A 19,390-nucleotide genomic window follows, 5' to 3' on the forward strand; every position below is an offset into this window, starting at 1 on the left:
GAACGGGAGAGCGGGGGACCTATGACGCGCGGACAGACGATCGCGATGGTGGCGGGCGAGGCGTCGGGAGATCACATCGCCGCCTCCCTGGCCACGGAACTTCGCAGCCCGCTGCCTCATGCCCGCCTGGTCGGCATCGGGGGGCCCAGGATGCAGTCTGCCGGGCTGGAAAGCTGGTATCCCATGGAAACGCTGTCCGTTCGAGGTTATGCGGAGGCGGCCAAGAGCGTTCCCGGCATCCTTGCCATACGCCGCCAGCTGGCCGCCCGGCTGAAGGCCGAACCTCCGGACCTGTTCATCGGCGTGGACGCCCCCGATTTCAACCTCGGTCTGGAGGCGAACCTCCGCTCCGCAGGGATCCGCACGGTGCAGTACGTGAGTCCGTCGATCTGGGCCTGGCGGGGTGAGCGCATCCACAAGATCGCCCGGTCCGTCGACCACGTGCTGGCGCTGTTTCCCTTCGAAGTGCCGATCTACCAGAAGGCCGGTGTCCCCGTGACATTCGTCGGGCACCCGCTCGCCGACGACGTGCCGGCGGTGCCGGACCAGGAGGCCGCCCGCGACCAGATTCGCCTGCCGATGTCGGCGCCGGTGTTCGCCCTGCTGCCCGGCAGCCGCCGCGGCGAACTGGAGCAGCATGCGGAACTGGTGATCGAAACGGCCAAGCGGGTGCTCGCCCAAGTGCCGGACGCGCGATTCCTGGTGCCCCTGGCCACGCGACCGACCCGGTCCCAGTTCGAGCAGGCGCTCTACGATTTCAAGGGGCAGGACCTGCCCATGACGGTGCTGTTCGGCCATGCCCAGCTCGCCATGATCGCGGCCGATGTGGTTCTCGTGGCTTCGGGCACGGCCACGCTCGAGGCTGCGCTCCTGCGCCGGCCGATGGTGATCACCTACCGGGTACCCAAGCTCACCTACCGGCTGATGTGGCCGAAGCGATTGCTGCCGTACATCGGCCTGCCCAACGTGCTGGCCGGCGGGTTCGTGGCGCCGGAGATCCTGCAGGACGACGCCACGGCCGAGAATCTCGCCATGGCCCTGGTCAACACCTATCGTGACAAGGTCGTGCGCGACCGGCAGTCGCGTTGCTTCGAGGACATGTACCGGTTGCTGCGTTGCGGTGCCGCCGAACGTGCCGCCGACGCCGTGATGCCGCTCCTGCGTGCGCCGGCGCCCGCGCGCCGTGCAGTACCCGCGGCTCTGACCGAAGGCCGTTCGTGATGCGGAGGGTGCTCGTGGCGGGCGTGGACGAAGCCGGCCGCGGGCCTCTCGCCGGACCTGTCTACGCCGCTTGCGTGGTCCTGAATCCCCGCAGGGGGATCGACGGTCTGGCCGATTCGAAGGTGCTCTCGCCCAGGCGGCGGGAGGAACTCGCCGGGCGAATCCGTGCCGAAGCTCTGGCATGGGCGGTGGAGGCGGCGGACGTGGACGAAATCGACAGTCTGAACATCCTGTGGGCCACCATGGTGGCCATGAAGCGCGCCGTCGACCGGCTGGGAATGGTGTTGGACGAGGTGTTGGTGGACGGCAACCGGCTGCCTCCCGAACTCGCGGTCCCGGCCCGCGCCATCGTTCGCGGTGACGCCACGGTCCCTGCCATCAGCGCGGCCTCGATCCTCGCCAAGGTGGCGCGCGATGCCCACATGATCGCCCTGCACGAGGCGTTTCCGCACTATGGGTTCGATCGTCACAAGGGCTACCCCACGGCCGAGCATTTCGCGGCGCTCGAACGCCACGGCCCTTGCCCGCATCATCGCCGCACGTTCTCGCCCGTTCGCGCCTGTGAGGCGGACGACGAGCCGGGCCGGGCAGCTCGACCGGATTTCTTCTAGGGGACACCATGGATCTCGCACGGTGGCTCCATGTGCTGGGCGTCGTCATCTGGGTCGGCGGGATGTTCTTCGCCTACGTGGCGCTGCGACCTGCTGCGGCCAGGCTGGATCCTCCGCTTCGCCTCGAATTGTGGTGCGAGACCTTCCGGCGGTTCTTCGTGTGGGTCTGGGTCGCCGTCGTCGCGATTCTTCTCACGGGCCTGCACATGACGGCCGTGATGGGCGGTCTGCATGCCCCTCACTACGCCTTGGCGATGGCCGTGATCGGCATGCTGATGATGCTGATCTTCGGCCACATCTATTTCGCGTCCTATGCCCGGTTGAAGCGGGCCGTGGCGGCCCGCGAATGGCCCGCCGGCGGTGCGGCGCTTGTCAGCATCCGCCGGCTGGTGGGCGTCAATCTGGTCCTCGGCCTCGCCACTGTCACCATCGCCACGGCCGGACGCTGGCTCTCGCCCTGATCCGGAGGGAATGAGCCGGCGCGTCGCCGCGTCAGGGCATCACCTTGACCGCCCGGACGAGATCGAGCGTGTACGCCTTGTGCACATCCGTGCCGGGCTGCGCGAGTCCGGCGCCGGTCATGAAATCGAAAGTCTGCTGCCACCGTGCGTCGGTCATGGAAAGAATGCCGTTGCGAGCCGCGTCCGCACCGGTGACCAGACCGAACGATCTCATTCTGGCCACGCCGTAGGCGAGCAACGCATCCTCCATTTCGGGATTGGCCTTGCGGATGAGCGCGTTGCCCGGCGCCGGATGGGCGAGGTAGCTGCGGTAGCCTTCCGCTGTCGCGCGCAGGAACCGCTGCAGGGCGTCTCTGCGCTTCTCGAGCACCGCCCGGGTCGTCACGATCGTCTGCGCATAGGGCGGGTAGCCGTGGTCCGCCAGCAGGAATACCACGGGCTTCACGCCTGCCTTCTCGATCGAGTAGGGCTCGGACGTGGCGTAACCCTGCTGGGCGACCTTCGTGTCGGCGAGGAATGGCTGGACGCTGAATGCGTAGGGCCGTTTCTGCGCGTCGGTGAATCCGTATTTCTTCTTGAGCCAGGGCCAGAACGTCGTTTCGCTCGCCTGGCCGATGAGCAGCGTGCGCGTCCTGAGATCCTCCATGGATTTCACGTCCGGATGCGCGACGAGCGCTGCCGGGTCCTTCTGGAAGACCGCCCCGATCGTGACCACCGGCAGGCCCTGCTCCACGGCGGCGATGGTCTGCAGGTCGTATCCCATGACGGCATCGGCCTTGCCGGCGAGCAGGAGCTGCATCACGTTGACCTGCGGGCCGCCCATGCGGATCTCCGCGTCCAGGCCTTGTGCCTTGTACATCCCCTCTGCGAGCGCCTGATAGAACCCGCCGTGCTCGGCCTGGGCATACCAGTTGGTGAGGAACACGAACTTCTCCTGGGCCTGTGCGGGCGCTCCCAGTGCGAGAACGGTGGCGGCGAGCATCGCTCGCAAGGCACGACGGCGGGAATGGGGGCGAGGCGCCATGGCGATATCTCCTCTGAGCGATGCAGACGATTCCGGGAAAGGTCCCGCTAATGTACGCGGATCGCGTGTCAGCCGGAAACGGGGAGCGACGGCAAGACCATCGCGTGATGACCCGCCTTCACATCGCACGACGGGCGCCCTACCGCGCACTGTCGTGCCAACGATGGAGCGCGAGCCACGCCAACGCGCTCGCGAGAACGTAGAAGGCGATGCCGGCGAGGGCGATGAGCAGCAGCGCCGCGAACATCCGGGGGATGTTGAGCTGCAGGCCTGCCATCAGGATCTGGTACGCGAGCCCCGACGACGTGCCGCCGGTTCCCGCCACAAACTCCGCCACCACGGCGCCGATGAGCGCCAGCCCGGCCGAGATGCGCAGGCCCGAGAAGAAGTACGGCAGGGCGGAAGGCACGCGCAAACGCAGGAACACCTGCCAGCGCGACGCTCCGTACAGGCGGAACAGATCGCGCAGACCGGGGTCCACGCTCTTCAGTCCGAGCGTGGTGCTGGACACCATGGGAAACAGGGCCACGATGGTGGCGCATGCGACCAGGGCCGTGACGGGATCGTCGACCCAGATGATGATGAGCGGCGCGACCGCGACGATCGGCGTGACCTGCAACAGGACTGCGTAGGGCATGAGGCTCGCCTCGATGGCGCGGCTCTGGACGAAAAGGAATCCGGTGGCCACCCCGGTGGCGATCGAGAGGGAGAGCGCGATCGCCGCGATCTTCACCGTCGTCAGCAGTGCGGGAGCCAGCAGGGCCCAATCCTTGGCCAGGGTGCGCGCGATGAGCAGCGGGGAGGGCACCAGGTACGCCGGCACGTCGGAGTAGGTGACGGCGAACTGCCACAGGCCCAACAGCGCCATGCCCACGACAACCGGGGCAGCGACCGTCCAGACGTGGGCGCGGGTCATGTGGCGCCCGCGTCCACCAGCATCCGCTGCAGACGGGCGCAGCGGGCGGCGAAGCGCTCCGAGACCCGGTATTCGTCGGAGCGGGGGAAGGGTTCGTCGATGACGAGTTCGCCGGCGATGCGTCCGGGGCGGGGCGTCATCACCAACACCCGCGTGGACAGGTACACCGCCTCGTACAGGCTGTGTGTCACGAAGATCACCGTAAGCGATCGTCGCGACCAGAGTTCCAGCAGATCCCGGTCCAGCCGGGCACGCGTGATCTCGTCCAGCGCGCCGAAGGGCTCGTCCATCAGCAGCAGAGCCGGTTCCGTCACCAGCGCACGGGCAATGGAGGCACGCATCTGCATGCCGCCGGACAGCTCCCGCGGAAAGGCCGCTGCGAACTCGGCGAGGCCCACGAGCGACAGCGCGCGACCGGTCCGCGCCGCCGCGTCGCCTTCCGCAACGCCCGAGAGCGTCAGCGGAAGCCTCACATTGGCTTCCACGGAAGTCCACGGCATCAGTGTCGGCTGCTGAAAGACGAAAGCGCTGCCCCGCATTCCGTCCGCAGGGGCGCCCACGCATTCGCCGGCATCGGCTCGCGCACTGCCCTCCGATGGAACCTCCAAACCCGCCACGATGCGCAGAAGCGTGCTCTTGCCGCAACCCGAGGGACCGATGATCGAGACGAACTCCCCGGCGCGTACGCCGAGCGAGACAGGCCCCAGTGCGTGGGTGCCCGAGGGAAACCTGTGACACACGCCGTTCAGTGTCACGACGGAGGCCGTGCTCGCGCGGGACGGAAGTGGTCGATGCGGTCAAGGGCGGGAGACGGAGACGGTGGTCATGGGGTTCGAGGGGGCGATTGCCGCGCCCGGGTGTGGGGCGATCATACGGATGCCGTCATGCGGACGCACGACCGTGGAGGCATGGATGCCGGAACGGATCGCCGGCCGGGCGGTCGACTCCTATAATGACGGCGATCATCGGACGGTATCCGGCAGCATGAAGGTATTCGGCTTCGCGGGCTACTCGGGCAGCGGCAAGACGACGCTCGTGGAGCAGCTCATTCCACGTTTCGTCGCGGCGGGTTATCGCCTGGGAGTGGTCAAGCATGCCCATCATCACTTCGACATCGATCATCCCGGCAAGGACTCATGGCGTCACCGGCAGGCCGGTGCCACGGAGGTGCTCGTGACGTCCGATGAGCGCTGGGCGCTCATGCACGAACTGCGCGGGGGGCCTCAGCCCACGCTGGCCGAACACCTCGTCCGGTTCTCTCCCTGCGACCTGGTGCTGGTGGAAGGTTTCAAGAAGGAACCCCTGCCCAAGCTGGAGGTGCATCGCCGCGACACTGGCGCGCCGGTCCTGTTCGATGCCGATGATAATATCGTCGCTGTTGCCACGGACGAGCCGCTCGCCACCGATCTGCCGCAATTGCGGATCGACGACTACGACGGGATCGTCCGCTTCATCCTCGAATACGTGGGCCTCGCCGAAGGCCCCGCACCATGATCTCGATGCCATGATTCACGTGCTGTACTTCGCGCGCCTCAAGGAATCGCTGGGCAAGGATGCCGAGCGCCTCGAACTCCCCGCCGGCGTGTCCGACGTGGCAGGTCTCACCGCGTGGCTGCGTACGCGCGGCGGTGCGTGGGAGCACGAACTGGCGCCCGGGCGTCCGGTGCGCGCCGCCGTCAATCAGGACATGGCCAAGGGCGAGACGCCCCTGCGCGACGGCGACGAGATCGCGTTCTTTCCGCCGGTGACCGGAGGCTGAGCGTGAATCGAGCGGAAGGGCCGGCCACCGCCATGGGCAGCACCACCGTGCGCGTGCAGGAATCCGATTTCGACGTCGGGGCGGAGATCGGCAGGCTGCGCCAGGGCAACGGGCGAATCGGCGCGGTGGCAAGCTTCGTCGGCGTCTGCCGCGACCTGAACGAAGGCGACAGCGTCGCCGACATGGTGCTGGAGCACTATCCCGGCATGACCGAGAAGGCGCTCGCGAAGATCGCCGACCAGGCACGCGGGCGCTGGGACCTCATCGACATCCTCATCGTGCACCGCGTGGGCCGGATCCTGCCCACCGAGCAGATCGTGCTGGTGGTGGTGACAAGCGCGCATCGCGGCGAAGCCTTCGCCGCTTGCGAATTCCTGATGGACTACCTGAAGACGCAGGCGCCGTTCTGGAAGAAGGAATCCACCGCGGCGGGCTCGCGCTGGGTGGATGCCCGGACCACGGACGATGCCGCCGCGCAGCGCTGGGAGGGAAGCCGCTGACATGGCGCGAGCCAAGGACGCCCCGGGGAACGGAAAGATCCCCAAACCGCAGATCCGCATCCTCTTCCGCAAGGCCATCGCCATGGGCCCGGGCAAGTCCGAACTGCTCCAGGCGATCGATCGCACCGGATCGATCTCCGCCGCGGCGCGGGACATGGGCATGTCGTACCGCCGCGCCTGGCTGCTCGTCGACACGATGAACCAGAGTTTCAAGCATCCCCTGGTCACCACCGAAACCGGGGGCCAGCGCGGCGGCGGCGCCACCGTCACGGAGTTCGGGCAGGATGTTCTCGCCCGCTATCTCGCGATGGAAGCGAAGGCGGCCTTGGCAGTGGAAAAGGAGATGGGAGAGTTCGTGAAGCTCATGTCCCGCCTGCCGCTGGAGTGACGGCGGCGTCCCTGCGCCCTTGCGTGGCGTATCAGGCCGTGCCTTCGGGGACGGTCAATTGCAGGACGGCCTGCCGCGCGAGTTCGCTCAACTCCGCACCGCCCGTCCGCGCATAGCTCACGATCTCCCGCCGCATCCGCGGATCCCAGAACCGCTGCATGTGGCTCGTCACCCCTTTCACGGCCAGTTCCTTGTCGGGCTCGGGCTCGAAGAATCGGGCGATGTCGTTGGCCATCTTGACCAGGCGCGTGATTTCCATGGGCGTTCAATCAGAAGTTCGATGAAGGAGAGGAGTACACCGTATGCCGGTCCTGCCGGGCGAATCCGATCAGCGTGAGCCCGGCTTGGCTGGCCGTGCGCACGGCCAGCGCCGTCGGCGCGGAGACCGCCGATAGTAGCGGGATGCCCGCGGCGGCGGTCTTGTGGACCATCTCGTAGCTGGCCCGGCTCGTCACGGCGGCAAACCCGCTGGACGGATCCGTACCCCCGCGCAGCAGCGCGCCGATCATCTTGTCCAGGGCGTTGTGCCGGCCCACGTCTTCCCGCAGCAGCCGAACCCGACCCGAGCGATCGGCAAATGCGGCGGCGTGCACCGACCCGGTGAGCGCGTTGAGGCTTTGTCCTGCGGCGAGTTCCGTGTGCGCGCGTCTCAGCGCACGTGCGTCGGCCTCGGGCGCGGAGGGCACTCTGCGGACGGGCCGCAACGCATCCGAGAGCATCTGCGCGCCGCACAGCCCGCAGCCCGTGCGACCCGCCAGCGAACGGCGCCGATCCGCGATGCGGTCGGTGAGCGGCAGAGGAATGCTCAGGTACACCGAGAAGCCCTCATCTTCCGGCACGACTTCCACGGCCTGGATGTGGCCGGCCGATTCGACGATGCCTTCGGTCAGGCTGAATCCCCAGGCGAAGTCCTCGAAGTCCAGCGGCGTCGCGAGCATCACGGCGAACGGGATGCCGTTGTAGACGAATGCCACGGGACACTCTTCCGCGACCTGGTCTTCCGCCCGCACCACGGCATCGTCATGGCAGCGCCTCACCGGCACGCGGGTATGCGCGCCGTCGAGGCCTTGCATGTCGCCCGGTTTCACCCGGTCAGGCTCCCTGGGTTTCGCGCTTCTTTCCGTCCAGCAGCGAAAGCTGCTCCTCGCTGAACTCGCGGAAGCGCTTCTGCCATTCGGAGGGCTGCGTCACCGGTTCGACCTGCACGGCTGTCACCTTGTATTCGGGGCAGTTCGTGGCCCAGTCGGAATTGTCGGTCGTGATCACGTTGGCACCGGACTCGGGGAAGTGGAATGTCGTGTACACCACGCCCGGCTAGACTCTTTCAGTGATGACGGCACGCAGCACGGTCTCGCCGGCCCGGCTGCGCACGCCGACCCAGTCGCCCTCGCGGATGCCACGCAGTTCGGCGTCGCTCGGGTGGATCTCCAGGCGGTCCTCGTCGTGCCACATCACGTTCGGTGTCCGGCGCGTCTGCGCCCCGACGTTGTACTGGCTCAGGATCCGGCCGGTGGTGAGGATGAGCGGATACTTCCGGCTGGTGCGCTCCTCCGTCGGCACATAGCGTGTGATGACGAAGTTGCCCTTGCCGCGCACGAACTCCTCGACGTGCATGGTGGGCGTGCCCAGGGGCGAGTGATCGTTGCAGGGCCACTGGACGCTGCCCAGCTGGTCGATCTTCTCGAAACTCACGCCGTGGAACGTGGGGGTGAGCCGCGCGATCTCGTCCATGATCTCGGACGGGTGCCGGTAGTGCATGGGATAGCCCAGCGCGTTCGCGAGCATCTGGGTCACCTCCCAGTCCTGCTTGCCGCCCAGCGGCGGCATCACCTTGCGCACGCGGGAGATCCGGCGTTCGGCATTGGTGAACGTGCCGTCCTTTTCCAGGAACGAGGAGCCGGGGAGGAAGACGTGCGCGTACTTTGCCGTTTCATTGAGGAAGATGTCCTGCACCACCACGCATTCCATGGCGCGCAACGCCGCCGTGACGTGCTGGGTGTCGGGATCCGACTGGGCGATGTCCTCGCCTTCGACGTAGATGCCGCGGAAGCTTCCGTCCAGCGCCGCATCCAGCATGTTGGGAATCCGCAGACCCGGTTCCGGATCGATGCGCACGCCCCATTCGGCCTCGAACAGGTCGCGCGTCTCCTTGTCGGACACGTGCCGGTAACCCGGCAACTCGTGCGGGAACGAGCCCATGTCGCACGCGCCCTGCACATTGTTCTGGCCGCGCAGGGGATTCACGCCGACGCCTTCCCGGCCGATGTTGCCGGTGACCATCGCGAGGTTCGCGATGCCCATCACCATCGTCGAGCCCTGCGAGTGCTCGGTCACGCCCAGGCCGTAGTAGATGGCCGCGTTGCCGCCGGTGGCGTAGAGCCTGGCGGCCTCGCGCACGTCCTTCGCGGGCACGCCCGTTTCGGCCTCCATCGCTTCGGGGGAGTTGGCCGGATCGCAGATGAAATCGCGCCACTTGGAGAAAGCGGGCTCCTCGCAGCGGCTGCGCACGAACGACTCATTCCAGAGTCCTTCGGTCATGATCACGTGCGCCAGCGCGTTGACCACCGCCACGTTCGTGCCGGGTCGCAGCTTGAGGTGCTGGGACGCCTGGACGTGCGGCGAGCGCACGAGGTCGATGGAGCGCGGATCCACGACGATGAGCTTCGCGCCCTCGCGCAGGCGGCGCTTCATGCGCGACCCGAACACGGGGTGGCCGTCGGTCGGATTGGCGCCGATCACCATGATGACGTCCGCCTTGTCGACCGAGTCGAACGTCTGCGTGCCGGCCGATTCGCCGAGCGTCGTCTTGAGACCGTAGCCGGTGGGCGAGTGGCAGACGCGAGCGCAGGTGTCGACGTTGTTGTTGCCGAAGGCGGCCCGTATGAGCTTCTGCACGAGGTACGTTTCCTCGTTCGTGCAGCGGGACGAGGTGATGCCCCCCACGGCACCCCGGCCGTACTTGGCCTGGATGCGCTTGAATTCGGACGCGGCGTGGCCGATGGCCTCGTCCCAGCTCACCTCGCGCCATGGTTCGTCGACGCTCGCGCGGATCATCGGCCTGGTGATCCGGTCCTTGTGCGTGGCATAGCCGATGGCGAACCGGCCCTTCACGCACGAGTGGCCATGGTTGGCGTGGCCGTCCTTGTTGGGCACCATGCGCACCACTTCGTTGCCCTGCATCTCGGCGCGGAAGGAACAGCCCACGCCGCAGTAGGCGCAGGTGGTGACCACGCTGTGCTCCGCCTGGCCCATCTCGATCACGGACTTTTCCATGAGCGTCGCCGTGGGACACGCCTGGACACACGCTCCGCAGCTCACGCACTCGGAATCCATGAAATCCTCGCGCTGGCCGGGCGACACCATGGACGCGAAACCGCGGCTGTCGATCGTGAGGGCGAAGGTGCCCTGGACCTCTTCGCAGGCGCGCACGCAACGGGAGCAGACGATGCACTTCGAGGGGTCGAACGTGAAATAGGGGTTGGAGGTGTCCTTGGCGGACTTCAGGTGGTTCGCGCCATCGTAGCCATACCGGACTTCGCGCAGTCCGACCACGCCCGCCATGTCCTGCAGCTCGCAATTGCCGTTGGCCGCACAGGTGAGGCAGTCGAGCGGGTGGTCGGAGATGTACAGCTCCATCACGTTGCGGCGGATCTTGGCCAGCGACGCGGACTGCGTGCGAACGACCAGTCCGGGCGCGACCGGCGTCGTACAGGATGCCGGGTAACCCTTGCGCCCTTCGATCTCGACCAGGCACATGCGGCAGGAACCGAACGGTTCCAGCGAGTCCGTCGCGCACAGTTTGGGGATGGAGACGCCGGCATCCGCGGCCGCCCGCATGATCGACGTGCCTTCCGGGACGGTGACCTGCACTCCGTCGATCTCCAGCGTCACTTCGCGTTCGCTCTTGCGGGGCGGGGTGCCCAGGTCGATGTAGCGGATGCCCATGGTGCGTCCTCCTTGGAGGGTCAGGCGGCGGCTGCCAGCGCGTTGCGCGGCAGGCCGAAATCTTCGGGAAAGTGCTTCAGCGCGGAGAGCACGGGGAAGGGCGTCATCCCGCCCAGCGCGCACAGCGAGCCGTTCAGCATGGTGTCGCACAGGTCGCGCAGCAGGGCCGTGTTCGCGTCCCGGTCCCGGCCTGCCACGATCCTGTCGATCACCTTGAACCCTCGCGTCGAACCGATACGGCAAGGCGTGCACTTGCCGCACGATTCGATGGCGCAGAACTCCATCGCATACCGGGCGAGCTTCGCCATGTCGGCCGTGTCGTCGAACACCACGATGCCGCCATGGCCCACCATCGCGCCCGCCGCAGCGAACGCCTCGTAGTCCAGCGGCAGATCGAACTGCGACGCCGGAATGTAGGCGCCCAGAGGACCGCCCACCTGCACGGCCTTGATGGGCCGCCCGCTGGCCGAACCGCCACCGTAGTCGTACAGCAACTCGCGCAATGTCACGCCGAATGCCTTTTCGACAAGTCCGCCGTGCCGGATGTTTCCCGTGAGCTGGATGGGGAGGGTACCCTGGGACCGGCCGACCCCGTAATCCCGGTAGTAGGCGGCGCTCCGGTCCAGGATGATCGGTGCCGAGGCGAACGTGATGACGTTGTTGATCACCGTGGGCTTGCCGAACAGGCCCGAGATGGCGGGCACGGGCGGCTTGAACCGGACCATGCCGCGTTTGCCCTCCAGGCTCTCCAGCAGGGAGGTCTCCTCGCCGCAGATGTAGGCTCCTGCGCCGCGGCGGACCTCGATGTCGAACGCCTTGCCGGAGCCCAGGACGTTCTCCCCCAGAATCCCGTGCAGGCGCGCATTCGCGATCGCGGCCAGCAGCGTCCGCTCGGCATCCGGGTACTCGGAGCGCAGGTAGATGTAGCCCTTCGTGGCCCCCGTGGCGACACCGGCGATGGTCATTCCCTCTACCAGCACCAGGGGATCGCCTTCCATGATCATGCGGTCCGAGAAGGTGCCGGAATCGCCTTCGTCGGCATTGCAGACGACGTATTTCTGACTCGCGGCCGTCTGCAGCACCGTGTTCCACTTGATGCCCGTGGGAAATGCCGCACCTCCGCGGCCACGCAGACCGGATTCCGTGATGGTCTTCACCACGTCCGCGCCGCTCATGGCCAGGGCGTTGCGCAGACCGCGCAATCCGCCGTGGGCTTCGTAGTCGCTGCACGACACCGGATCCGTCACACCCACCCGGGCGAAGCACAGGCGATCCTGCTTCGCGAACCACGGGTGTTCCTCGATCCTGCCGATGCGGGCGCGATGTTCCCCGCCTTCGAGGAAGCCGGCCTCGAACAGTCCGGGCACTTCCACGGCATCCACGGGTCCGTACGCCGTGCGGCCGGCGGGCGTTTCCACTTCCACCAGCGGCTCCAGCCAGAACAGGCCTCGCGATCCGTTTCGCACGATCTGCACGGACGCTCCGCGGCTGCGTGCCTCGGCGGCCAGCACAGCCGCGACCTCGTCGGCCCCCACGCTGCGCGCCGAGGCATCGCCCGGCACATAGATCCGGACCGTCATGCGACCTCCCGAAGCTGGCTGGCCAGGACGCCGGCGGCGTCCGCGTTCACGCGTCCCCGCAGCCGGCCATCGACCATGAGCGAAGGCGCCAGGGCGCAGTTGCCGAGGCAGTAGACGGGTTCCAGCGTGACGGCACCGTCCGCGGTGGTCTGGTGGAGATCCACACCCAGCGCCTGGCGCAGCGATGCGAGCAGGGTATCGGCACCCATCGACTGGCACGCCTCCGCCCGGCAGACCTGGACCACGTGCCGTCCCGGCGGCACCTGGCGGAAGTGGTGGTAGAACGACACCACGCCATGGACTTCTGCACGGGACAGGTTCAGCGCACTGGCGATGGAAGCGATGGCCTCCGGCGGAACGTGGCCCAGGGCATCCTGGATGTCGTGCAGCAGGGGCAGAAGGCCCCCGGGGACGTGCTGATGTCGTTCGATTGCCCGACCTATGACGGCGCTGGCGTCATCCGGCATGACTTCCTCCTGGAGGGGCCCCTTCAGGACGGGGCGCCCCATGTTATCGACGGGGATCCGGCATCCTCCATAGGAATCGAGCAACATATGGGGCAGGCACGCGAGGGGCCTCGCCTCAAAGCGGCATTCGAGACGCTTGCCGGACCCCGGGCCGGATCGGGAACCGGCGCCGGAACCAGCGGACGAGTCACCCGCGCCCCAGCTTGTGCCTGGGGGAGAGCTCGACAGGGATCGCACCGGATCACGAGCATCTGCGACGCTAACAGGTGCATTGCGGCACCTTAATATGAAAAACCGTTCACATGAAACGCATCGCCGTCAAACCGACCTGGATCCTCGAGGATGAAACCGGCCAGCGCGTGGGGCCGGAGGTTTTCGCCCTGCTCGCCGCCATCAACGGCAGCCGCAAGCTGACCGAGGCGGCCGAAGCGGTGGGCGTGTCCTATCGCCACGCCTGGGGCCTGGTGGAGACCTGGGGCGAATTCTTCGGCCAGCCGCTCGTGCGCTTCGAGCGGGGAAAGGGGACGTCGCTGACGCCGCTGGGCGAGAAGATCCTCTGGGCCGAGCAGAGGGCCATTGCCCGCATGGGGCTGCAGCTGGAATCCCTCGCCTCGGAAATCAATCTCGAGATCAACCAGCTCCTGGACTCGGCCCTGGCGACGGTCCGCATCCATGCGAGCCACGGATTCGCCGTGGCGCGCGTCCCGGCCCTGCTGCAGGACCATCCCCGCATCCGTCTGGATCTGCGCTATCTGGGAACCCTGGAATCGCTGGCATCGCTTGTCCGGGGAGCGTGCGATCTCGCGGGATTCCACGTTCCGGTGGGCGAACTGGGTGCCTCCGCCGCGCGTCAGTACCTGCGCTGGCTGCGCCCGGAGGAACACCGCATCGTGCATCTGGTCACGCGCACCCAGGGACTGTTCCTCGCAGCGGGAAACCCCAGGAATATTCGCGGGCTGGACGACCTGACCCGGCCCAATGTGCAGTTCGTCAACCGGCAGAAGGGGTCTGGAACGCGGCTGCTGTTCGACCAGCTGCTCGCCGCGGCCGGGATCGAAGGCGACCAGATCCGCGGCTACCGGACGGAGGAGTTCACCCACGCGGCCGTGGCGGCGTACGTGGGGAGCGGCATCGCCGACGCCGGCTTCGGTGTCCAGCCGGCCGCCCACAACCTGCGCCTGGATTTCGTGCCCATTGCCCGCGAGCACTACTTCTTCGCCGTGGCACTCACCACGCTGGAGCGCCCCGAGATCCAGGAATTCCTGTCCCTGCTCAAGGGCGAAACGTTTCAGCAGATGGTCCGGGAGCTGCCGGGGTACGAAGCGCCCAAGGCAGGCGAGGTGTCCACGCTCGGCGAGGCGTTCCGGGAGGGGAGAAAGGCGAAAAGATAGGGCAGGATCCGAGAGGCGCGAAGGCGGCTCTCTCCTTCAGGGGAGGAGCGGAGGTGGGGGTGGGTCTTCCGAGAGGCGCGAAGCGCAAGTACCTCTCCTCCCCTTCAGGCCGGGGCCCCCGGAAAGTCGGAGGCTTTTCGGGGTGGAGTGGAGGAGCGGAGGTGGGGGTGGGCATTCCGAGAGGCGCGAAGCGCGAAACTCTCCTCCCTTCAGGGGAGGAGCGGAGGTGGGGGTGGGGTTCCGAGAGGCGCGAAGCGCAAGTACCTCTCCTCCCCTTCTGGCCGTTGCGCAAGGCCCGATTCCATTTGACGCTCCGGGCGAATGCCATTAGCCTCGTCCGCTATATAAATCGGGATATGACGTCAATGTGGGAGACAGGGGCGGGGCTTTCGGCCGCCGCGTGGACGCCGCTTGCGCTCTCGCTCAAGGTCGCCGGCTGGGCCACGGCACTGGTCCTGATCGCGGGCGTGGCGGTGGCCTGGCTGGTCGCGCGAGGGCGGTTCTGGGGCCGCGAGGTGTTCGATGCGCTCATGACGCTGCCCATGGTCATGCCACCCACGGTCCTGGGCTATTACCTCATCGTCCTGCTGGGGCGCCGGGGCTGGATCGGGCGCTGGCTTCATGAACAGTTCGACCTGGTCCTGATGTTCACCTGGCAAGGCGCGGTCATCGCCGCCGCCGTCGTCGCGTTCCCGCTGGTCTACAAGGCCGCCCGCGCCGCTTTCGAGGAAGTCCCCCGTCAGGCCGAGAACGCGGCCCGCGTGTTGGGCGCAACGGAGTGGGACGTCTTCGTCCGGGTGACGCTTCCCCTCGCGTGGCGGGGCATCCTCGCCGGAACCATGCTGGCGTTCGCCCGGGCACTTGGGGAATTCGGCGCCACCCTCATGGTGGCCGGGAGCATCCCCGGCAAGACCCAGACGCTGTCCATCGCGGTCTACGAGGCCGTGCAGGCCGGGCAGGACGATCAGGCGAACTTCCTCGTGGCCATCACCTCGCTCGTGTGCATCCTCGTGCTGGTGGGGTCCGGCCGTCTTCTGCGGGTGCGTACCGCTTGAAGCTGGAAATCTCGATCCGCCGGCAGTTTTCCTCCAACGGCCACCGCTTCGAGCTCGATGCGCAAGTGAGCTGCGAGCACGACGTCACGGTCATCTTCGGCCCGTCGGGCTCCGGCAAGAGCGTCACGCTGCAGGCCGTTGCCGGCCTGATGCGCCCGGACTCCGGCTTCATCCACCTGGGTGACCGGGCATTGTTCGACTCGGCCACGGGAGTCGACGTCCCCACGCGCGAACGCCGCGTGGCCTATGTCTTCCAGGACTATGCGCTGTTTCCCCACCTGAGCGTCGAGCGCAACGTGGCGTTTCCGCTCAGCCGCTGGTGGCAGTGGGGGCTGCCGGCTGGAGTGCGGGACCGCGTCCGCCGCATGCTGGACACCTTCGAGATCGGACATCTCGCGCAGGCGTATCCGGGGCAATTGTCCGGGGGCCAGCGGCAACGGGTGGCGCTCGCAAGGGCGCTGGTAGGCGAACCGGAAATACTGCTTCTGGACGAACCGTTCAGCGCGCTGGACCCGCTGTTGCGCGAACGCATGCGACACGAACTGCTCCGCCTGAGGGAGCGATTCCACGTTCCCATGGTCGTCATCACCCACGATCCGGACGATGTCGCCGGCCTGGCCGACGAGGTCATCGTCTTCCGTGAAGGCCGCGTCGCCGCGACCGGCGATGCGCACGAGTTGCTGTCGCACGTGGAATCCGGTCCGCAGGTGCGCCGCGCCATGCGGAGGTTTCTCGCTCAAGCCGTGGAAGTGGAAAAAATATCAGGTGACGTCCCGTGTTGCGGCCACCGCGCGACCGGAAATCCGTCACCTCTGACTACCCGGCATTCTCGCAATTCCCGTTCGTGGACGGGAAAATTGCCGGTGGGGCGCTTGTCAGTCACATCTCCTTGCACCATATTGGCTTCAGATCCGACGCTGTCGAAGCGGTGCTCGCGTGCGTGCGCGTGCGGCTGCCGGGTACGGAAGCGCCGGACCCACTACAAGGAGAACGTCGAATGCCCAGGGAAGGGATGTGCGTCCTGGACGCCTCCGGGCGTCTGCACGACGCCAACGACTCGCTGGCCGAACTGTTGCAAGCGGCCCGTGCCGATCTGGTCGGCAAGTGCCTTCTCGACCTTCTTCCGTCCGCCGGCGAACGTGTGCGGGCGATGATGGCGGCCCTGGGCTCCGGCGCAACCCGGTCCGTCGACGTCACGTTTGGAGGCACGGGCGCCGCGGCGCGTGACGTGCGGGTGACGCTCGCCCGCCTGTCGGGCGATTCGTTCTGCGCGACGTTCCGGGATCTGCCGATCTCTCCCGCCGACCTGGCCAGCGTGAAGGACTCCGAGGCGAAATTCTCGGCCGCCTTCCAGGGAAGCGTGGATCCCATGGTCATCGTGCGGACCGAGGATGGTCTGATCCTCGACGTCAATCTGGCCTTCGAACAGTTGTTCGGCTATACGCGGGAAGACGCCATCGGCCGCCGCGTGCCCGAACTCGGCTTGTCGGTGGATCCGCATTTCAGGCAGCGGGTTGTGGAGGCACTGCGGTCCGGCGGACGGATGCGCGACGAGCCTTGGACGCTGCGAACCAAGTCGGGAGAAGTGCGGGAGGCATTGCACAGCGCATTCCTGATCTCGCGCGAAGGCGAGATGCGGCACGTGGCGGTGATCCGCGACGTGACCGAACAGCGGGCGCGGGAGCGCGAGTTGCGCGAATCCGAGGCCAAGTTCTCGGCGGCGTTCCACGCAAGCGTCGAGGCCATGGTCATTTCCATGCTCGACGACGGCCGCATCGTGGATGTGAACGAAGCGTACGTCCGCCTGACCGGCTATTCCCGCGAGGAGCTCATCGGCAGGACGACCCTGGAGATGGGGATCGTTGCCGATCCGGAGGGTCGCGCGTCCCGCGCAAACATGATGCGAGCCGAGGGGGCGGTGCGCGACGTGCCGTCACCCACGCGACGGCGCGACGGCGAAATCCGCGAATGCCTTCAGACGAGCTTCGGCATCGAGATCCGCGGCGAGCCCGGATGGGTGTCGGTACTGCGTGACGTCACGGACATCCGCCGTGCGGAGCGTGCATTGCGGCAATCCGAAGCCAGGTTTCACGCAGTATTCCGCGGCAGCCCCGATCCGATCGTGATCAGCCACATGGACGACGGCGTAGTGGTCGATGTCAATCCCGCGCACGAGGTGCTGACGGGGTATTCGCGCGAGGAGATCGTCGGGCGCAGCGTCATGGACCTGGACATCGTCGATCTGCCGAAGCGCTCCGCGCTCGTGCAAGAGGTGCGCCGCCATGGCTTCGTCAAGGAATGGGAGTACACCAACAGGCACCGCTCGGGCGAAGTGAGGTTGTGCCTTCAGTCGAGTTTCCGACTGGATATCGGTGACGACGACTGCATGGTGTCGATCGTGCGCGACGTCACCGAGCTGCGCCGTATCGAGGCCGCGGTCCGGACGAGCGAGGAACGCCTGCGGCAAGCGGTGCGGGCATCCGCGATCGGCATCTTCGATCACGACCATCGCGCGGACACGATCTACTGGTCGCCGGAACAGCGGGCGATCTACGGATTCACGGCCGACGAGCCTGTCGATATTCCCCGCTTTCTGTCAAGCGTTCATCCCGCCGACCTCGACCGCATCGGAGCCGACGTGCGCCGGGCCCACGATCCGTCGGGCGACGGACTCTTCGACGTCGAGAAACGTATCGTCCGGCGCGACGGAGCCATACGGTGGATCGCCACCCGTTCGCAGACCTTCTTCGAGGGGCAGGGAGAGGCGAGGCGGCCTGTCAGGACCGTGGGCGCGGTGCTCGACGTCACGGAGCGAAAGCATATCGACGAGGAACTGCGACGCCTCAATGAGGAACTGGAAACCCGTGTGGCAGAGCGCACCGCCGAACTGGAACGCGCCAACCGGGACCTCGGAATCGTTCAGCTACTCCATTTCGCACGATCTGCGTGCGCCGTTGCGGCATGGTGGGTTACATCGACATGTTCGAACGCGACCTGCCGTGCCGCTGGACGACACGTCCAAGCGCCGTCTGGACGTGATCTCCGATGCCGCGCGCCGGATGGGGACCATGATCGACAGTCTGCTGGCCTTCGCCAGGATCGGGCGGGCCGCGATGCAGTTCTCGGCCGTGGACGTGAATGCCGTCGTGGGGGATGTCCGGATGGAACTCAGGCCGGACACGGACAACCGCCAGATCGAGTGGGAGGTTGCGGAACTCCCGACCATCACGGCGGACCGGACCCTGCTCAAGATGGTGTTCTCCAACCTCGTGTCGAATGCCATCAAGTTCACGGCAGAGCGTGCGCCGGCCCGCATCGGCATCGGCGCTCACCGCGCGGATTCCGGGTGGGTCTTCTTCGTGAGCGACAACGGCGCGGGGTTCGACATGCGCTACGCGGACAAGCTCTTCGGGGTCTTTCAACGGCTGCATAGCGCCGACGAGTTTCCCGGCACCGGCATCGGACTCGCGAACTGCCGCCGCATCGTCGAGCGTCACGGCGGACGCATCTGGGCCGAAAGCGAACCCGGCGTAGGAACTCGCATTCTGTTCCTTGTTCCCGATCTCCCTCAACGAGCAGGCTGACCATGCAACCGAAGCGAATCCTTCTGGCCGAAGACGATCCCAACGATCGCGAGCTGACGGTCACGGCGTTGCAGGAGTATCGGCTTTCCAACGAACTCATTGCAGTGAAGGACGGCGCGGAAGCCCTGGACTATCTTCTGCGGCGCGGTCAATACGCCGGCCTGCCGCCGGGCAATCCGGCCGTGGCCCTGGTGGACCTGAAGATGCCCCGCATGGGGGGCTTGGAAGTCCTGCGCGAGATCCGGGCGACGCCTTCATTGCGGATGCTTCCCGTCGTCATCCTCACTTCGTCGAAGGAAGAGGCGGACGTCGCCGACAGCTACGGCCTCGGCGCCAACGCCTATGTCGTGAAGCCCGTCGACTTCCACGACTTCGTCGACGCCATCAAGACGGCCGGGCTGTTCTGGGCCGTCCTCAACGAGCCGCCGCCCGGAACAGTCGCCCCCTGAGCCCGCGATGCAAGCACCAGCACTGCCCCGCTTGCGGGT

The 19,390-nt window shown here is 67.0% G+C and carries 18 protein-coding genes and 2 pseudogenes; 12 read left to right on the plus strand and 8 right to left on the minus strand.

What is annotated here, in order from left to right:
* The first annotated feature begins 21 nt into the window (after nucleotides 1–21).
* The 3 genes from lpxB to IPK20_08845 are packed head-to-tail and all read left to right on the plus strand — an operon-like array spanning nucleotide 22 to nucleotide 2,293.
* Nucleotides 22–1,221: a lipid-A-disaccharide synthase gene (gene lpxB / locus IPK20_08835; protein MBK8016810.1), complete on the plus strand. Its 1,200-nt coding sequence runs from the start codon at nucleotides 22–24 to the stop codon at nucleotides 1,219–1,221.
* Nucleotides 1,221–1,832 carry a ribonuclease HII gene (gene rnhB, locus IPK20_08840; GenBank protein MBK8016811.1) on the plus strand — a complete coding sequence of 204 codons (612 nt, stop codon included), beginning with the start codon at nucleotides 1,221–1,223 and terminating at the stop codon, nucleotides 1,830–1,832. The genes lpxB and rnhB overlap by 1 nt, the downstream gene beginning before the upstream one ends.
* An 8-nt stretch (nucleotides 1,833–1,840) precedes the next feature.
* Complete coding sequence (locus tag IPK20_08845) at nucleotides 1,841–2,293, plus strand: CopD family protein (protein ID MBK8016812.1); 453 nt, start codon at nucleotides 1,841–1,843, stop codon at nucleotides 2,291–2,293.
* A gap of 31 nt (nucleotides 2,294–2,324) precedes the next feature.
* On the opposite strand, the gene IPK20_08850 is transcribed toward IPK20_08845, so the two are convergent.
* From IPK20_08850 to IPK20_08860, 3 genes are all read right to left on the minus strand, one after another.
* Nucleotides 2,325–3,317: an ABC transporter substrate-binding protein gene (locus IPK20_08850; GenBank protein ID MBK8016813.1), complete on the minus strand. Its 993-nt coding sequence runs from the start codon at nucleotides 3,315–3,317 to the stop codon at nucleotides 2,325–2,327.
* A gap of 139 nt (nucleotides 3,318–3,456) precedes the next feature.
* On the minus strand, nucleotides 3,457–4,233 hold the full coding sequence (locus IPK20_08855) for an ABC transporter permease (GenBank protein MBK8016814.1): 777 nt from the start codon (nucleotides 4,231–4,233) through the stop codon (nucleotides 3,457–3,459).
* Nucleotides 4,230–4,988 carry an ABC transporter ATP-binding protein gene (locus tag IPK20_08860; protein ID MBK8016815.1) on the minus strand — a complete coding sequence of 253 codons (759 nt, stop codon included), beginning with the start codon at nucleotides 4,986–4,988 and terminating at the stop codon, nucleotides 4,230–4,232. Before IPK20_08860 ends, IPK20_08855 begins: the two co-directional genes overlap by 4 nt.
* Nucleotides 4,989–5,217: 229 nt before the next feature.
* Here IPK20_08860 and mobB point away from each other — a divergent pair, with 229 nt between their 5' ends.
* Genes mobB through IPK20_08880 form a run of 4 tightly spaced genes read left to right on the plus strand, consistent with a single transcriptional unit; the run spans nucleotide 5,218 to nucleotide 6,880 of the window.
* A complete protein-coding gene (mobB, locus tag IPK20_08865) occupies nucleotides 5,218–5,727 on the plus strand; it encodes a molybdopterin-guanine dinucleotide biosynthesis protein B (protein ID MBK8016816.1) in 510 nt (169 codons plus the stop codon).
* Between the two features lie 10 nt (nucleotides 5,728–5,737).
* Nucleotides 5,738–5,992, plus strand: a complete 255-nt coding sequence (gene moaD, locus IPK20_08870; GenBank protein ID MBK8016817.1) for a molybdopterin converting factor subunit 1 — start codon at nucleotides 5,738–5,740, stop codon at nucleotides 5,990–5,992.
* Between the two features lie 32 nt (nucleotides 5,993–6,024).
* Nucleotides 6,025–6,492, plus strand: a complete 468-nt coding sequence (moaE, locus tag IPK20_08875) for a molybdopterin synthase catalytic subunit MoaE (protein MBK8016818.1) — start codon at nucleotides 6,025–6,027, stop codon at nucleotides 6,490–6,492.
* Nucleotide 6,493: 1 nt separating this feature from the next.
* Nucleotides 6,494–6,880 carry a winged helix-turn-helix domain-containing protein gene (locus IPK20_08880; GenBank protein MBK8016819.1) on the plus strand — a complete coding sequence of 129 codons (387 nt, stop codon included), beginning with the start codon at nucleotides 6,494–6,496 and terminating at the stop codon, nucleotides 6,878–6,880.
* 31 nt (nucleotides 6,881–6,911) lie between these two features.
* On the opposite strand, the gene IPK20_08885 is transcribed toward IPK20_08880, so the two are convergent.
* The 5 genes and pseudogenes from IPK20_08885 to IPK20_08905 all read right to left on the minus strand — a co-directional run bounded on the left by IPK20_08885 (nucleotide 6,912) and on the right by IPK20_08905 (nucleotide 12,872).
* Nucleotides 6,912–7,139 carry a formate dehydrogenase subunit delta gene (locus IPK20_08885; protein MBK8016820.1) on the minus strand — a complete coding sequence of 76 codons (228 nt, stop codon included), beginning with the start codon at nucleotides 7,137–7,139 and terminating at the stop codon, nucleotides 6,912–6,914.
* 10 nt (nucleotides 7,140–7,149) lie between these two features.
* On the minus strand, nucleotides 7,150–7,953 hold the full coding sequence (gene fdhD / locus IPK20_08890) for a formate dehydrogenase accessory sulfurtransferase FdhD (GenBank protein MBK8016821.1): 804 nt from the start codon (nucleotides 7,951–7,953) through the stop codon (nucleotides 7,150–7,152).
* A 19-nt stretch (nucleotides 7,954–7,972) separates the two neighbouring features.
* Nucleotides 7,973–10,825: pseudogene (fdhF, locus tag IPK20_08895) on the minus strand (formate dehydrogenase subunit alpha).
* Between the two features lie 20 nt (nucleotides 10,826–10,845).
* Nucleotides 10,846–12,405, minus strand: a complete 1,560-nt coding sequence (locus IPK20_08900; GenBank protein ID MBK8016822.1) for an NADH-quinone oxidoreductase subunit NuoF — start codon at nucleotides 12,403–12,405, stop codon at nucleotides 10,846–10,848.
* Nucleotides 12,402–12,872 carry a formate dehydrogenase subunit gamma gene (locus IPK20_08905; protein ID MBK8016823.1) on the minus strand — a complete coding sequence of 157 codons (471 nt, stop codon included), beginning with the start codon at nucleotides 12,870–12,872 and terminating at the stop codon, nucleotides 12,402–12,404. Before IPK20_08905 ends, IPK20_08900 begins: the two co-directional genes overlap by 4 nt.
* 302 nt (nucleotides 12,873–13,174) lie before the next feature.
* Between IPK20_08905 and IPK20_08910 the strand changes: the two genes are divergently transcribed.
* The 5 genes and pseudogenes from IPK20_08910 to IPK20_08930 all read left to right on the plus strand — a co-directional run bounded on the left by IPK20_08910 (nucleotide 13,175) and on the right by IPK20_08930 (nucleotide 19,351).
* Nucleotides 13,175–14,263 carry a helix-turn-helix transcriptional regulator gene (locus IPK20_08910; protein ID MBK8016824.1) on the plus strand — a complete coding sequence of 363 codons (1,089 nt, stop codon included), beginning with the start codon at nucleotides 13,175–13,177 and terminating at the stop codon, nucleotides 14,261–14,263.
* 365 nt (nucleotides 14,264–14,628) lie between these two features.
* On the plus strand, nucleotides 14,629–15,318 hold the full coding sequence (gene modB / locus IPK20_08915; GenBank protein MBK8016825.1) for a molybdate ABC transporter permease subunit: 690 nt from the start codon (nucleotides 14,629–14,631) through the stop codon (nucleotides 15,316–15,318).
* Nucleotides 15,315–15,977: pseudogene (locus IPK20_08920) on the plus strand (ATP-binding cassette domain-containing protein). The gene modB and the pseudogene IPK20_08920 overlap by 4 nt, the downstream one beginning before the upstream one ends.
* A 338-nt stretch (nucleotides 15,978–16,315) precedes the next feature.
* Nucleotides 16,316–18,751, plus strand: coding sequence for a PAS domain S-box protein (locus IPK20_08925; GenBank protein ID MBK8016826.1), 2,436 nt, complete (start codon nucleotides 16,316–16,318; stop codon nucleotides 18,749–18,751).
* A 153-nt stretch (nucleotides 18,752–18,904) separates the two neighbouring features.
* Entirely contained in the window at nucleotides 18,905–19,351 is a 447-nt protein-coding gene (locus IPK20_08930; GenBank protein ID MBK8016827.1) for a response regulator, read from the plus strand.
* The last annotated feature ends 39 nt before the right edge of the window (nucleotides 19,352–19,390 follow it).

Source organism: Betaproteobacteria bacterium (assembly GCA_016713305.1).
GTDB lineage: Bacteria > Pseudomonadota > Gammaproteobacteria > Burkholderiales.